The 14,349-nt window shown below is 62.5% G+C and carries 13 protein-coding genes and 3 tRNA genes; 5 read left to right on the forward strand and 11 right to left on the reverse strand.

Going from position 1 to position 14,349, the window contains the following annotated elements:
• Positions 1-61: 61 nt before the first annotated feature.
• The 4 genes from RBB16_RS03425 to mmsB are packed head-to-tail and all read left to right on the forward strand — an operon-like array spanning position 62 to position 3,371.
• Positions 62-307, forward strand: coding sequence for a hypothetical protein (locus tag RBB16_RS03425; RefSeq protein ID WP_306044810.1), 246 nt, complete (start codon positions 62-64; stop codon positions 305-307).
• Positions 304-1,449, forward strand: coding sequence for an acyl-CoA dehydrogenase family protein (locus RBB16_RS03430; RefSeq protein WP_306044811.1), 1,146 nt, complete (start codon positions 304-306; stop codon positions 1,447-1,449). The genes RBB16_RS03425 and RBB16_RS03430 overlap by 4 nt, the downstream gene beginning before the upstream one ends.
• Entirely contained in the window at positions 1,449-2,483 is a 1,035-nt protein-coding gene (locus tag RBB16_RS03435; RefSeq protein ID WP_306044812.1) for an enoyl-CoA hydratase/isomerase family protein, read from the forward strand. Before RBB16_RS03430 ends, RBB16_RS03435 begins: the two co-directional genes overlap by 1 nt.
• Before the next feature lie 12 nt (positions 2,484-2,495).
• Entirely contained in the window at positions 2,496-3,371 is an 876-nt protein-coding gene (gene mmsB / locus RBB16_RS03440; protein ID WP_306044813.1) for a 3-hydroxyisobutyrate dehydrogenase, read from the forward strand.
• A gap of 190 nt (positions 3,372-3,561) precedes the next feature.
• Here the strand turns inward: mmsB and RBB16_RS03445 are convergent.
• The 9 genes from RBB16_RS03445 to RBB16_RS03485 all read right to left on the reverse strand — a co-directional run bounded on the left by RBB16_RS03445 (position 3,562) and on the right by RBB16_RS03485 (position 9,351).
• A tRNA-Asp gene (locus tag RBB16_RS03445) sits at positions 3,562-3,638 on the reverse strand.
• Positions 3,639-3,772: 134 nt separating this feature from the next.
• A complete protein-coding gene (locus RBB16_RS03450) occupies positions 3,773-4,759 on the reverse strand; it encodes a DMT family transporter (RefSeq protein ID WP_306044814.1) in 987 nt (328 codons plus the stop codon).
• A gap of 99 nt (positions 4,760-4,858) precedes the next feature.
• Entirely contained in the window at positions 4,859-5,821 is a 963-nt protein-coding gene (locus RBB16_RS03455) for a pirin family protein (RefSeq protein ID WP_306044815.1), read from the reverse strand.
• A 190-nt stretch (positions 5,822-6,011) separates the two neighbouring features.
• Positions 6,012-6,923, reverse strand: coding sequence for a hypothetical protein (locus RBB16_RS03460; RefSeq protein ID WP_306044816.1), 912 nt, complete (start codon positions 6,921-6,923; stop codon positions 6,012-6,014).
• Positions 6,924-7,215: 292 nt separating this feature from the next.
• Positions 7,216-7,291, reverse strand: a tRNA-Val gene (locus RBB16_RS03465).
• Positions 7,292-7,333: 42 nt separating this feature from the next.
• Positions 7,334-7,924, reverse strand: a complete 591-nt coding sequence (locus RBB16_RS03470; protein WP_306044817.1) for a histidine phosphatase family protein — start codon at positions 7,922-7,924, stop codon at positions 7,334-7,336.
• A gap of 75 nt (positions 7,925-7,999) precedes the next feature.
• Positions 8,000-8,074, reverse strand: a tRNA-Val gene (locus RBB16_RS03475).
• A 51-nt stretch (positions 8,075-8,125) separates the two neighbouring features.
• On the reverse strand, positions 8,126-8,467 hold the full coding sequence (locus RBB16_RS03480; RefSeq protein ID WP_306044818.1) for an HU family DNA-binding protein: 342 nt from the start codon (positions 8,465-8,467) through the stop codon (positions 8,126-8,128).
• A 104-nt stretch (positions 8,468-8,571) separates the two neighbouring features.
• Positions 8,572-9,351 carry a polysaccharide deacetylase family protein gene (locus RBB16_RS03485; protein ID WP_306044819.1) on the reverse strand — a complete coding sequence of 260 codons (780 nt, stop codon included), beginning with the start codon at positions 9,349-9,351 and terminating at the stop codon, positions 8,572-8,574.
• Between the two features lie 237 nt (positions 9,352-9,588).
• Between RBB16_RS03485 and RBB16_RS03490 the strand changes: the two genes are divergently transcribed.
• Complete coding sequence (locus RBB16_RS03490) at positions 9,589-9,801, forward strand: hypothetical protein (RefSeq protein WP_306044820.1); 213 nt, start codon at positions 9,589-9,591, stop codon at positions 9,799-9,801.
• Between the two features lie 324 nt (positions 9,802-10,125).
• Here RBB16_RS03490 and lon read toward each other — a convergent pair whose 3' ends face one another.
• Positions 10,126-12,531 (reverse strand): endopeptidase La, encoded by a 2,406-nt coding sequence (lon, locus tag RBB16_RS03495; protein ID WP_306044821.1) that lies wholly within the window; start codon positions 12,529-12,531, stop codon positions 10,126-10,128.
• A 212-nt stretch (positions 12,532-12,743) separates the two neighbouring features.
• On the reverse strand, positions 12,744-14,288 hold the full coding sequence (locus RBB16_RS03500; protein WP_306044823.1) for a hypothetical protein: 1,545 nt from the start codon (positions 14,286-14,288) through the stop codon (positions 12,744-12,746).
• Positions 14,289-14,349 lie beyond the last annotated feature (61 nt).

Genomic DNA, 14,349 nt, shown 5'->3' on the forward strand with positions numbered 1-14,349 from the left:
CAAAACTCTTGCAAGATTTGGTAATTAAACAAGTGTTCAATTCTGGGAGGATTGCCGCCAATTGCCCTTGGGTCTCTTCGTTGTCATCTCTACCTTCGTCGTCGGAATAGGCACGGCCTATATCGTAGTCCGGCGCAACCCCGGCTACCGGCAGGCGCTGCGGGACTGGAAGACACTGAAAGACCCCTTCGGTCTGAGAGCCTGGCGACAGTATTTCTGGTTGCGACTGCTGCCCATCGGGGCGGCGCTGGCCTGGATGATCCTCTGGGTCCTGATTATCGAAATCCTGAGGTGGATGAGCACATGAATTTCGAACTGACCGACGAACAGGTGATGATCTTCGACATGGCGAAAGCCTTTGGCGAGGAACATATCGCCCCCTTCGCGATGGAATGGGAAGCGGCGGGCACGATCCCCAAGGACCTGTGGCCCAAGATCGCGGAGCTTGGCTTTGGCGGGCTTTACGTGTCCGAGGAATACGGCGGATCGGGGCTGAGCCGTCTGGACGCCACGCTTGTCTTCGAGGCGCTGGCGATGTCCTGCCCCGCCGTGGGCAGCTTCCTGTCGATCCACAACATGTGCGGCGGCATGATCGACAAGTTCGGCTCGGACGAGACCAAGGCGAAATGGCTGCCCGACCTGTGCAGCATGGAGAAAGTCTTTTCCTACTGCCTGACCGAACCGGGATCGGGATCGGACGCCGCCGCGCTGCGCACGCGGGCGGAACGGACGAATGAGGGCTATTCGCTCACCGGCACCAAGGCGTTCATCTCGGGCGGCTCCTATTCCGACGCCTATGTGACCATGGTCCGCACGGGTGAGGACGGGCCCAAGGGCATCTCCACAGTGGTGGTCGAGGACGGGGCCGAGGGGCTTTCTTTCGGGGCGCTGGAGAAAAAGATGGGCTGGCTTGCCCAACCCACGGCGCAGGTGCAGTTCGACGACTGCAAGGTGCCTGCCGGGAACCTGATTGGCGAGGAAGGCAAGGGATTTGTCTACGCCATGGCGGGGCTCGATGGCGGGCGTTTGAACATTGCGGCAAGCGCCCTTGGCGGCGCGCAGAAGGCGCTCGATCTGACGCTGGCCTATATGGGCGAACGCAAGGCCTTTGGCCGCACCATCGACAGCTTCCAGGCGCTGCAATTCAAGCTGGCCGAGATGGAGGTCAAGCTGCAATCCGCCCGCACCTTCCTGCGGCAGGCGGCGTGGAAGCTGGACAACAAGGCCCATGACGCCACCAAGTTCTGTGCCATGGCCAAGATGTATGTGACCGATGCAAGCTTCGACGTGGCCAACACCTGCCTTCAGCTTCACGGGGGCTATGGCTACCTCGCCGATTACGGGATCGAGAAGATCGTCCGCGACCTGCGGGTGCATCAGATCCTCGAAGGCACGAACGAGATCATGCGGCTTATCGTTTCCCGTCAAATTCTTGCGGAGCGCGGTTAATGTCGGACATCACCTGCCGTATCGACGGCCGCGCGGGCCGGATCACGCTCAACCGCCCCAAGGCGCTGAACGCACTCACCTGGGACATGTGTCTGGAGATCGAGAAAGCGCTGACGGCCTGGGCGGATGACCCGGTGGTCAATCTGCTGATCATCGACGGTCTACCCTGCGAAAAAGCCTTCTGCGCGGGCGGCGATCTGGCCGAGATGTATGCGACCGGCAGCGCGGGCGACTACAGCTATGGCCGCCGCTTCTGGCAGGACGAATACCGCATGAACGCGGCCCTGTTCAATTTCCCCAAACCCGTCGTCACCTTCCTGCAGGGCTTCGTCATGGGTGGCGGTGTGGGCGTCGGCTGCCACGGCTCGCACCGGATCGTCTGCGATGACAGTCGCATTGCCATGCCCGAAACCAAGGTGGGTCTGGTGCCGGATGTAGGCGGCTCGCTGATCCTCGCCCGCGCGCCGGGGCGCTTGGGCGAATATCTCGGCGTCACTTCGACCCGGATGGGACCGGGCGATGCGATCCATGCAGGCTTCGCCGATTACTACATCCCGCGCGACCACTGGGCATCGTTGATCGAGACGCTTGCGGAAACCGGTGATTGGGAGGCCGTGGATCGCAGCGCCCTGCCCGCCCCGGACTCTAAGATCGCCGCGCAACAGGCTGAGATAGATGATCTTTTCGGCGGAGAAACTCTGCGCGATATCGTCAATCTGCTGACGGCGACCGATAGCGACTTCGCCCGAAGCGCCCTGAAGGCGATGGATGGGAACTCCCCTATTTCAATGGCTTGCGCGGTGGAGTTGATCCATCGCAGCCGCATGAAAGACACGATCGAAGGCGCGCTCGACATGGAATACCGCTTTACAGCGCGCGCCATGGAAAAAGGCGATTTCCTAGAAGGCATCCGCGCCCTCATCATCGACAAGGACAACGCGCCAAACTGGCGCCACGCCGGACCGGGCGCGGTTCCCCCCGCCGAGGTTTCCGCCATGTTCCGGCCCCTCGGGGCGGATGCCCTGACCCTCTGAAGGAGAGACATAATGAAGATCGGTTTCATCGGCCTTGGCAATATGGGCAGCCCCATGGCGCTGAACCTCGTCGCGGCGGGCCACGCGGTGACAGGCTTCGACCTTGCCGCCCCCGCGCCCGAGGGCGTCACCATGGCGGCAAGCGCGGCAGAGGCCGCAACGGGTCAGGACGTGGTCATCACCATGCTGCCCAATGGCGCGATCCTGAAATCCGTGGCTGCCGAGGTGATCCCGGCCATGGCCAAGGGCGCGGTGCTGCTCGATTGCTCCACCGTCGAGGTCGAGGCCGCCCGCGAGGTGGCTGGCCAGTGCGAGGCGGCAGGGCTCGGCTTTCTCGACGCGCCCGTGTCGGGCGGTGTCGGCGGCGCTGCGGCGGGCACCCTGACTTTCATGGTCGGCGGCGGCGACGCGGCCTTCGCGACGGCCAAGCCGCTTTTCGACATCATGGGCCAGAAGGCCGTGCATTGCGGCCCGGCGGGCAACGGACAGGCCGCCAAGATCTGCAACAACATGATCCTCGGCGTGACGATGATCGCCACCTGCGAGGCGTTTGCCCTGGCCGACAAGCTGGGGCTCGCGCGCGACAAGATGTTCGACGTGGTCAGCACCTCCTCGGGCTACAGCTGGACCATGAACGCCTATTGCCCGGCGCCGGGCGTGGGACCGCAAAGCCCCGCCGACAACGACTACAGGCCCGGCTTCGCGGCGGAGTTGATGCTGAAGGACTTGCGCCTCAGCCAGGCCGCCGCCGAGGCCGCCGATGCCGACACGCCCATGGGCCAGGCCGCGGCGGCGCTTTATGAACAGTTCGTGGAACGCGAGGACGGCAAGGGCATGGATTTCTCCGCCATGCTGCCCCGCTTCGAGAAACGCCACCGTAACGGATGACTGGGATCGGATCAGGAGAGGGATGGCGCGTCACGCCGTCGGGACAGCCGTCTCCCTCCGTCCGGTTCCACCTGATCCAACCGTCCGCTTCAGCGGACAGCGGGCCGACGAAGGCCCCCGCGCAAGCGGGGGTTTGAGGAGGCACGCAGCCACCGCCCGTCAGGGCAACAGATTCAAACGGTAAGGAAAGTGGCGCGGTTGACGGGGCTCGAACCCGCGACCCCCGGCGTGACAGGCCGGTACTCTAACCAACTGAGCTACAACCGCCCGCTGCTGCCGCCTCGGGGCGTTCATCCCCTTGGCGTGAAGCGGGTTCTATGTGCCTCGCGCCCCCCCGTCAAGCGCGGTTTTGCGCATAAATCCCTGTCGGGCGACTTTTTTCGCAACCGCCCCGCGCGGGCCTATCCACGCCTCAGCGGACGGCGCGGCGCGACCGGACTGCGGCGCTGTCTTTCGCGCATGAAAACATGGATCCCGGCCCCCGCGATCAACACGGTGCCCGCCAGCACCCAAAGGTCCGGCACCTCCCCGAACACCAGCCAGCCCGAGGCGATGGCCAGCGGCAGGGCCGTGTATTCAAAAGAGGAAATCGTCGCGGCGTTGCCCATCTTGTAGGCCGCCGATAGCAGGTATCCGATTGCGCCGGACATGCAGCCAAGCAGGATAAAGAGCGGCCAGTCGCCCGGCGTGGGCCAGACCCAGGCCCGGAACAGGAAGACAAGGCTTTCCGCCTCGACCCCTTCTGCAAACCGTCCATCGCCCGCCACCAGGTAGAAGCCGATGCTGACCACAAGGAACACGCCCTGGATATAGACGGCCAGCGCCGAGGCCTTGGAATAGACCCCCAGTTTTCGCGTCATCACCTGCATCGCCGCATAGGCCGTGGCCGCAAGCACCGGCAGCAGAAGCGTCCAGCGCTGTGGCGCGTCTTCGCCCGCCATGCCGGGGCGGGTCATGACCAGAACGCCCGCAAAGCCCACGATGATCGCCGTGATCCTGTGCACGCCGACCTTTTCGCCCAGAACCACGACCGACAGCAGCGTGATGATCAGCGGTGCCACGAAGAAGGTCGCCACGGCATCGGCCAGCGGCATCACCGCCAGCGCCGCGAAATAGAGCATGTTCGAGATCACCACGAAGAGCCCGCGCATCAGGTGCAGCCCCGGCGTCGCGGTACGCAATTCGCGGAAACCGCCCTCGAATTGCAGGATCACCAGCGAAAAGACGATCCCGATGGCCGAGCGCACGAAAACCATCTGGTGCAACGGATAGTCGCCGCCAAGCGCCTTGATGAGGGAATCGTTCACGGTGATGAAGACCATGCCGGCCAGGATCAAAAGGATCGCAAGCGGCGGAGTCTCCTCGGTGGGGCGCGGAGGGCCGGGCATCTCGTCTGCTTTCATTGGTCGGGCGCGGGCGAGGATGAATGCCGCCGCGCGCGATCCAGCCCTAACGCGAAATGCCTGCCCTGAGAACCCTTTGCAGACTCACCCCCCTTTCGCCCAGAGAGGGCCCCGATCCGGCGCGGGAATGAACTCCGCATCGTCGCCCGGGGGCAGATGGAACGGCCCCGATTGCCAGTCGGCCGCGCGCCATGCTTCCTTGGCCTCCAGGATCCGCTCCTTGCTGGAGGAGACGAAATTCCACCAGATATGGCGCGGGCCGTTCAGCGTCGCGCCGCCAAGCAGCACCAGCCGCGCCCCCGCCGGGCCAGCGGTCAGTGCCAACCGGTCACCGGGGCGAAAGACCATCATCTCGCCCGCGCCATGGCTGTCGCCCGCCAGCGTGACCGAGCCTTCGGCCACATAGACACCCCTGTCTTCGTGATTGTCGGGCAAGGGCAGCTGCGCGCCCGGCTCCAGCACCGCGTCGGCGTAGAACATCTCGGAAGGGACCGGCACCGGCGCCGTTTCGCCATAGGCAGAGCCGAGAATCAGCCGCACCTCCTTTCCCTCGGCCTTCAGCAACGGCAGGTCGCCCGCGCCCGCGTGATGAAACTCCGGCGCGCGCTCTTCCTGGTCTTCGGGCAGGGCGATCCATGTCTGGATGCCAAAAAAGGGCATGGGCAGGGTCTGGGTCTCGTCATCGGTGCGTTCGGAATGGGTGATCCCCTGCCCCGCTACCATCAGGTTCACATCGCCCGGTTCGATCCAGCCATCGGTGCCCAGGCTGTCACGGTGATGCATCCGGCCCCGGTAGAGATAGGAAATCGTCGCCAGCCCGATATGCGGATGCGGGCGCACGTCGAGCCCCTTTGTGGGCAGCATCTCGGCCGGGCCCATCTGGTCGAAAAAGATGAACGGCCCGACCATCTGCCGCTTGGGCGCTGGCAGCGCGCGCCGCACTTCAAATCCGCCCAGGTCGCGGGCGCGCGGGATGATCAATGTCTCGATGGCATCAACCCCATCACCCATCGGGCAATGCGGGTCGAGGGCGGGGTTCCAGCTCATGTCCTTTGTCTCCTATCGTTTTGCAGCTAAGACAAAGATAGGTCCAAAAGACGCACATACCTATTATAGCTCCGCACACAGGCACCGCGCAGCATTGCACGAGCGTAAACCCGATAGACTGCAAAGCCGGGCCTCCCGCCAACGGAACAAAGTCGCTGGCGGGAGAGCGGAACAGGGGCTGCAGCCGCTTTTACATGAACTCTAGAGCGTCCTCTTCCATGCCATCCCCGTCCATGGCCGGGTCGTCATAGGACCCGTCAAGGCTGAGGGCAGCCATCAGTTCGACGCCTTCGTCAGATGAGACCCCATCGAGGGCCCCATTGGCCACGGCTTCCTCATAGGAGGCAAGCAGATCATCGGCAGAGTTCCACCCGTCCTCGGGCGCGTCGATGCGGAACAGTTCCTGCGGGATGTCGATCGGGTTTCCGTTGTCATCGGTGCCCGGGACAAGTTCCAGGAAGATCACTGATTCCAACTGAGTGATGTTGTAGTCGGGATCTTCCGCATAGAGGCTATCGTAGTAGGCGACGTAATTCTCGAATGTGCCGTCCTGGCCTTCCGGCAGGGCCTCTTCAAAGACGTAGACGCCATTCTCAATGCCGCCATTTGCGCCGATTTCGACGCCAAAGCCGATTTTCTCGAAGGTGGGATCTTCGGGGTCTTCGGGATCTTCGGGTTCGTCAGAGACGGATTTGATGGACCCTTCTTCGGTCGTGGTCGATGTGGCGCGGATACCAAGCACGTCAATTTCGTCAATGCTGCTGACATCGGTCAGTTCCACAAGGTAGCTTTCGCCGCTTTGAAGATAGGTTTCCTTCTCATCCGCATCCGGACCAAGCCCCGGATCCGATAGCGCAACTGCGCCATCCCACTGGATATCCTCACCCTCCAGCCGGGTGCCGTTCATGTTGAGCGGGCCATCAAGCGACGCACTGTCGCCTGAGAAGTCATTATCCCCGTAATAGATGGCATTCAAATCCATTGAGCCTTCGAGAACTTCGAGTTCCGCGAACACACTGCCGGTCACAGGATCTTCAAACACGGTCACCGTGTAGGACAGCCCCTCCAACTCGTAAGTGAAAGTTTTGGAATGGTTAGGCATAGGTATTCCTCCGGTCATAAAACCAGACATCGAGGAATATGGCTTCCACGGCTGGTTTTCGAGCCCCCACCCGAACACCACAATTTCGCCACAAATTTTTCCAGATTTCGCCGATAATTGATAGATACCGCGGAGATATGCCGGGGAAACAATTTGTTTCTGGGCAACAAAGCTTTGATGTAATTGAGATTTCTGTTGAGAGCATACCGGACCTGAATCGAGATAATCCGATCCTGAATGCGGAAAGCGCACATCACCGACAATGCTTATATTACAATATCGTGAGGTGGAATGGTGGGTCGTGAGAGGCTCGAACTCCCGACATCTTCGGTGTAAACGAAGCGCTCTACCAACTGAGCTAACGACCCGTCGGCGGTTCTGATAGCGCGGGTCCGGAAGGGGCGCAAGCCCTAAGCAGTCAGGATTTGCGCCTTGCCGTCGCGGATGTGGTGAACCACCCCCTGCCCGCCCGGAACCGAGGCCAGATCGGCGATCGGCAACCCCAGAACGATACAGCGCAGCAGGCGCGACGTGACGCCGTGGGTGACCAGAACCGTGGGGCCGGTCAGCCCCTCCAGCACCGCCTGAACCCGCGCCGCCATCTGGCCGAGCGTCTCGCCACCGGGGGCGGTGAATTTCCACAGATGCGGGTCGGTCGCACGGGCGATGTCTGGATGCTCCGCGCGCAGATCCTGCACCGTGCGTCCTTGCCATTTGCCAAGGTCGATCTCGGCGAGGCGCGGATCGGCTTCTATTGTCAAACCCAGGCCCGAAACCGCGATCTCCGCCGTGCGCAAGGCACGGGGGGCGTCGCTGGAAATGACCCGGACCGGACCGGGCAGATGGGCTGCCAGAAGCTGGCCCTGCCTACGCGCCTGATGCAATCCCGCAGCGGTCAGGGGTGAATCAAGCCGGCCTTGCAGGCGTTCCTCGGTATTCCACTGGGTTTCGCCGTGGCGCAGCACCCAGAGTTCGGGAAAATCTGTACTGGCTTGTTTCATGGGCGCTTTCCGGTCCGATCAGGTCCTGTGAAAACGAAAAGGCGCCGCGATACCGGGCGCCTTTCGGAAGGAAAATGGTGGGTGATAAGAGATTTGAACTCCTGACATCTTCGATGTGAACGAAGCGCTCTACCACTGAGCTAATCACCCGCCGTGGGGCCGTCTTTTAGCGGCGCTTTCGCAACTGCGCAAGGGGCCAGATCACGGTTTTTCCGGATCGTCCTCTGGCTCTGTCGGGGTCAGTTTCTCCCCCTTGTTCATGAGCTTGATTCGTGCGGTCAGCAGATCCCCGGAAGGTTTGCTGTCGCGCTTGCGCGGGGTGATCTTGCCAAGCCCCGGCAGCGAAATCACCTGCCCGTCATCGAGCGCCCGACCAATTGCTTCGCAGACCAGGCCCGCGGCCTCCCGCAGTTCCGACCGCTTGAGGTCGGACTGATCGGCGATGGCCTGCATCAGGTCCTGCATCTTGTAGGCTTTGGGCTTATCCGCGCCCGTGATTTCGGCAGTTGCGCTGTTCGCATCCGCGGAAGAGGAGAGACTCACGATTTCTCCGGCTGACATATGGCCCCCTGTCGGCAGTTTGTTGCTTCTGTGGAAACAACCTAGCAACCGATGCGCAGCTGCGCCAGAGCCGCATTCGCGCCTGTTCAGCCCGCGCTGCCCGACGCCAGCCGAATATTGCGGGTATCCCACCGGGGCCAGCCCATCAGTTCGGACACGGTGGTGAAGCGATAGCCCCGCGCAATCAGACCATCCAGCGCGGCCGGCATGGCGCGCACGGTGGGGCCGATGATGTCATGGGCCAGAATCACCGCGCCCGAATGCGACCGGCTGACGATGCGGTTGGCCACGACCGAACTGCCCGGGCGGCGCCAATCCTCGGGGTCGACGGACCACAGGATGGTGGGTAACTGCCGCGCTTCGTAGATCAGGTTGCGCTGACGCATGGACAGCAGCCCATAGGGCGGGCGCATGGTGACCGGCGGGCGGCCAACGGTTTCGTTGATCACGACGGTGGTACGGTCCAGTTCCCGCAGCAGCCCGTCATTGCCAAGCGAGGTCAGGCGCGGATGATTCCAGGTATGGTTGCCGATCTCGTGCCCCTCGGCCGCAATGCGCCGCGTCAATTCGGGGTAGAGCGCCACGCGGCGACCGATCAGGTAGAAGGTCGCGCGGATGTTCCGCGCGGCCAGCATGTCCAGCAGTTGCGGTGTCAGCGTCTGGTGCGGACCGTCATCGAAGGTCATGGCGACCAATGGCTGATCCGTCGGAATTCGGGTGATCGTGGTCGGACCGCCCTGAGTGATCCCCTCGGGAATGGTCAGATCCATCCGGGCCTGCGCATTTGCGCGGCCAATCAGGGCGGGGCTGGCCAATATGGCCGTCAGGCAGCCGGCAAATCTGCGACGTGTCAGGTTGGTTTTCATTATGTCACCAGGCAAGGCGGTTTAAGGCAATTCGGCTAGGCAACCCGCGAATCGGCTGCGAATCAAGTTTTGTCACAGCAATGGGGCACCGATCCGTTGCAAAAGGGTGTCACCTGCCCCACTTGTGTCGCCTTTGCGACACAGGGGGTTCTTGCCTTGCGAACCTGCATTATGATTGATTACGGTTGACAATAACCTTGGGGTAAGAACGGGCCGATGGCTCTGAAGGGGAAGACGATGAAAAAACTTATGGCTGCAACAACGGCGCTCACCTTGCTGAGTGCAACCGCCACCTATGCCGACGAGACCACGCCGACCATGCCGGTTGAGATCGTGTCCCAGGACGCCATGGATACCGGCGTCGACGGCGGCATTCTTGTTCCGATCCTTGCGATGATCCTGATGCTGATGGCTGCGTCCGGTGGCGGTGGCTACCAGATGCCAAGCTGATCGCTCTCGCTGAAGCGAATCCAGCCGACGGCCCAGATGGGCAACGGACGGGCTTGCAGACGGCGGGTTTGAACGGCCGATATCTGAAGCGACGCCGTAGTCGTTTCCTATGGCCATCGCGGTTGTTCAGATAGGGCGGCACACAGACCCGTCGTGAGCGATGATTCAGAACGCACGAAACACCAGCGGTGACGCTGGTGTTTTCATTTGTTTCGCAGCGTCCTCTTTGATGATGCTCTTTGTCACCGGCACCGCCACGGAACAGCAAACCCCGCCGACAGCGAATCGGCGGGGTTCTCAAATCCTGACCGGGTATATCAGCCGTCAGTGGGCGGTTGCCCCTGCCCCTCCACCTGCAGCGGCCTGCGCAGCGGCGGCGGCGGCTTCTTCGGCCTCTTCATCCCAGTCAATCGCTTCGGGCGTGCGCACAAGTGCATGGGCCAGAACATCGCGCACATGCGCGACGGGGATGATCTCCAGCCCTTCTTTCACGTTGTCGGGGATCTCGGGCAGGTCCTTTTCGTTGTCCACCGGGATCAGCACCGTCTTGATGCCGCCCCGCAAGGCCGCGAGCAGTTTCTCCTTCAGACCGCCGATCGGCAGCACATTGCCGCGCAGCGTCACCTCGCCGGTCATGGCGATGTCCTTGCGCACCGGGATCTGCGTCAGGACCGACACGATGGAGGTCACCATCGCGATCCCGGCAGATGGCCCATCCTTTGGCGTCGCGCCTTCCGGCACATGCACATGGATGTCGATCTTGTCGAATTTCGGCGGTTTCACCCCGATGGCCGGGCTGATGGACCGCACGAAGGAACTGGCCGCGTCGATGGATTCCTTCATCACATCGCCCAGTTTGCCCGTGGTCTTCATCCGGCCCTTGCCCGGCAGGCGCAGCGCCTCGATGGACAGCAGGTCGCCACCGACAGAGGTCCAGGCCAGGCCCGTCACCACGCCGATCTGGTCGTCCTTTTCCGCCAGCCCGAACTTGAACCGCTTCACGCCCAGGAAATCCTCAAGGTTTTCCGGGGTCACGCGGACCGTTTCCACTTCACGCTTGAGGATCTTGGTCAGCGCCTTGCGGCAGATCTTGGCAATCTCGCGTTCCAGGTTCCGAACCCCGGCTTCACGGGTGTAGTAGCGGATGATGTCGGTCAGACCGTCCTCGGTCAGCTCGAACTCCCGTGCCTTCAGACCATGGTTCTTGGTCTGCTTGGGCAGCAGGTGGCGCAGCGCGATCTCGCGCTTTTCGTCCTCTGTGTAGCCCGCCAGCGGGATGATCTCCATCCGGTCCAGAAGCGGGCCGGGCATGTTGTAGCTGTTCGACGTGGTCAGGAACATCACGTTCGACAGGTCGTATTCCACCTCCAGATAATGGTCCACGAAGGTCGAGTTCTGTTCCGGGTCCAGCACCTCCAGCATGGCAGACGCGGGGTCGCCCCGGAAATCCTGCCCCATCTTGTCGATCTCATCGAGCAGGATCAGCGGGTTGGTTGTTTTCGCCTTTTTCAGCGCCTGGATGATCTTGCCGGGCATGGAGCCGATATAGGTCCGGCGATGGCCACGAATCTCGCTTTCGTCACGCACGCCGCCAAGCGAGATGCGGATGAACTCGCGCCCCGTGGCCTTGGCAACCGATTTGCCAAGCGAGGTCTTGCCGACGCCCGGAGGGCCGACCAGGCACATGATCGGGCCTTTCAACGTCTTGGACCGCTGCTGCACGGCGAGATATTCGACGATGCGTTCCTTGACCTTCTCCAGCCCGTAATGATCGGCATCCAACACGCCCTGCGCGCGGCCCAGATCCTTCTTCACGCGGGATTTCACGCCCCACGGAATGGCCAGCATCCAGTCGAGATAGTTGCGCACGACGGTCGCTTCGGCGCTCATCGGGCTCATGTTCTTGAGCTTCTTGATCTCGGCATCGGCCTTTTCGCGGGCTTCCTTGCTGAGCTTGGTGTTGGCCACCCGCTCTTCCAGTTCCGCAACCTCGTTTGCGCCTTCTTCACCATCGCCAAGTTCGCGCTGAATGGCCTTCATCTGCTCATTCAGGTAGTATTCGCGCTGCGTGCGTTCCATCTGGGATTTCACGCGCGTCTTGATCTTCTTTTCGACCTTCAGGACGCTCATTTCGCCCTGCATCAGGCCGTAGACCTTTTCCAGCCGCTCCGAGATGGACAGCGTTTCCAGCAGGTCCTGCTTCTGCGCCACTTCGATGCCCAGATGACCGGCGACCAGATCGGCCAGCTTGGCCGGATCCGTGGTTTCCGAAACCGAGGTCAGCGCCTCTTCGGGGATGTTCTTCTTGACCTTGGCATAACGCTCGAACTCTTCCGCGACAGGGCCAAGCATCGCCTGAATGGCGGCGGCATCCCCTTCGTCTTCGGCGAGGTCCTCTGCCGTCGCCTCGAAAAACTCGGGGTTGTCGAGGAAACCGGTGATGGTCACGCGGTTGCGGCCTTCGACCAGCACCTTCACGGTGCCGTCGGGCAGCTTCAGCAGTTGCAGCACATTGGCCAGCACACCGGTGCGATAGATGCCATCGGTGTCGGGGTCGTCCTCTGCCGGGTCAATCTGGCTCGACAGCAAAATTTGGCGGTCTTCCTGCATCACCTCTTCCAGCGCGCGCACCGATTTCTCGCGCCCGACAAACAGCGGCACGATCATATGCGGGAACACGACAACGTCGCGCAGCGGCAGGACAGGATAGGTTGTATGTTGCTCGGGCATGGTGCCTTCCTTGTTCTTGGCAAGAGGACGCTGGCCCCGTCATGCGGCAGCCCTCGGCCCTCTCCGGGTGGGACACTTGAAAGTGGGGGCATGGCCCGCCGATTTCAACTGGTCATCCCGGCTTTGGGTCGCGGGCAGTCTGCACCCCGGCGCAGGCAGGGGCAAGGCGCGAACTGAAGCATGATGAAGGAAATGTGACGCATACCGGCCCGTCAGCGTGGCAGTTCCGACAGGGACAGGGCCGCCGTTGAAAAGACAGGTTGCAACAGCGCCCTTTGGCTGGCCCAACTGTCTTCCGGCTCCACATCCAGCGCCGCGATGGCGCGCGAGGTCAGCAGGATGCGACCCGGCCCGATGTCAGCCGCCCGGTCCAGCGCATCGGCGGGCAACAGCTCTGCCGGGGAAAACAGCAACAGGTAGCCCGTGCAGATATAGCCGCAATCATCGACGACGATGTCGCCGGGACGGACCTCTTGCAGCAGCGGCGCATGGGTGACGCGCCAGTAATCGCTGTCGGCCCGCGCGAAGCCCATCATCGCGCCCGCGCCGTTGGCAACCCACAAGGCCAGGATGCCCGCCGCCAGCACCCGCTGGACGCCTCGGACAGGCGGCAACCGAAGCACGACAAGCAGGGCCAGAAACGGCAGCGCGACGATCCAGAATTCCTTGTTGGTAGGTTCCCAGATCGTGGCGACCAGCGCATAGGTGCCCGCATGCAGTATCAGAAGCGGCGCAAAGCCGGGCGTCAACGCCCTGCCCCTGCGCAGCAAGGCCCTGACCGACAATGCGCCGATGGCCAGCACGCTGAGCACAGTCAGAAGCAGCAGGGGCCAGAACCCGAGCGCAAGCCCGGTTTCAGCGAAATGCGCTTCCTCCACCAGTTGACGGCCCGCGAACACCCTCTCCAGCGCGCCTGCGGCCTCTGGAGAGGCAAAGAGAAACAGGCTCGACCAGATCGCGGTGCCAAGCCCGATCAGCGCCTTGACCGGAGCCAGGACCGAGAGCGGCGTCCAAAGCCCGTCAGCGGCATAGCCCTTGGCCCAGAGGATAAGCTCGCCGATCGTCCGATGCCCCAGCAAGACCCACCCGGCCCAGAGATAGAAAACCCCGACCACCGCGCCAAACACCGCCAGCCACAGGACCGCCGCCCCGATCCGGCGCGCAGAGATCAGCACGATCAGCGCAGGCACCGCCAGAAACACATGGCTTTGGTGGATCAGCGTGGCAATGCCCGCCAGAAACGCCGCCAGGATCACGGCACGGGGGCCGGACTGTTCCCAACCGACTTGCCAAAGGGCCAGAAAGCTGGCCAGAACGAAGGGCAAGGGTAGCGTGTAAGTATCTGGATACATGCCATAAAGCCAGAAGGCGAAACAGCCCGCCAGCAGCCAGACAGCACCCGACGCGCCTGACAATCCACCGCCCGCGAGACGGGCAATTTTCCACACCAGGGCCAGCGTCCAAAGCGCAGCGATCAGGCTTGCCACCTGCATCACCGCCAAGGCCGTCGCCCCCGGCCAGACCGCTTGCGCCACGCCGGTGAGGCCCTGCATCAGCGGCTCATAGATCAGGTGGTTCGGATGCCATTGCGCAACGCCACCGGCGACGTGATCGACATAATAGACCGCGTCCTCCCCTTCGGTGAAATTCTGCGGGAAGGTCAGCAGGTAGAGCAGGCCGATCAGGGCAAGGGTCAGCCCCGGCAACAGCTTGTCGCTGCGCGTTTCAACAAGGCTGTCACCACGATCCATCGCCATTCCCGTCCCTCAGGCTGCACGGTTGATTGATCGTTAGCATGGTGGACTAGCCCGGCCAACA

The organism is Nioella sp. MMSF_3534 (assembly GCF_030732985.1).
Taxonomy (GTDB): domain Bacteria; phylum Pseudomonadota; class Alphaproteobacteria; order Rhodobacterales; family Rhodobacteraceae; genus Nioella.

Coding starts and splice junctions, on each gene's coding strand:
- RBB16_RS03470 (WP_306044817.1), bottom strand. CDS start 7,924: ATGAAACAAGCCAGTACAGATTTTCCCGAACTCTGGGTGCTGCGCCAC.
- RBB16_RS03460 (WP_306044816.1), bottom strand. CDS start 6,923: ATGCCTAACCATTCCAAAACTTTCACTTACGAGTTGGAGGGGCTGTCC.
- RBB16_RS03500 (WP_306044823.1), bottom strand. CDS start 14,288: ATGGCGATGGATCGTGGTGACAGCCTTGTTGAAACGCGCAGCGACAAG.
- RBB16_RS03490 (WP_306044820.1), top strand. CDS start 9,589: ATGAAAAAACTTATGGCTGCAACAACGGCGCTCACCTTGCTGAGTGCA.
- RBB16_RS03450 (WP_306044814.1), bottom strand. CDS start 4,759: ATGCCCGGCCCTCCGCGCCCCACCGAGGAGACTCCGCCGCTTGCGATC.
- RBB16_RS03430 (WP_306044811.1), top strand. CDS start 304: ATGAATTTCGAACTGACCGACGAACAGGTGATGATCTTCGACATGGCG.
- RBB16_RS03435 (WP_306044812.1), top strand. CDS start 1,449: ATGTCGGACATCACCTGCCGTATCGACGGCCGCGCGGGCCGGATCACG.
- RBB16_RS03485 (WP_306044819.1), bottom strand. CDS start 9,351: ATGAAAACCAACCTGACACGTCGCAGATTTGCCGGCTGCCTGACGGCC.
- lon (WP_306044821.1), bottom strand. CDS start 12,531: ATGCCCGAGCAACATACAACCTATCCTGTCCTGCCGCTGCGCGACGTT.
- RBB16_RS03455 (WP_306044815.1), bottom strand. CDS start 5,821: ATGAGCTGGAACCCCGCCCTCGACCCGCATTGCCCGATGGGTGATGGG.
- mmsB (WP_306044813.1), top strand. CDS start 2,496: ATGAAGATCGGTTTCATCGGCCTTGGCAATATGGGCAGCCCCATGGCG.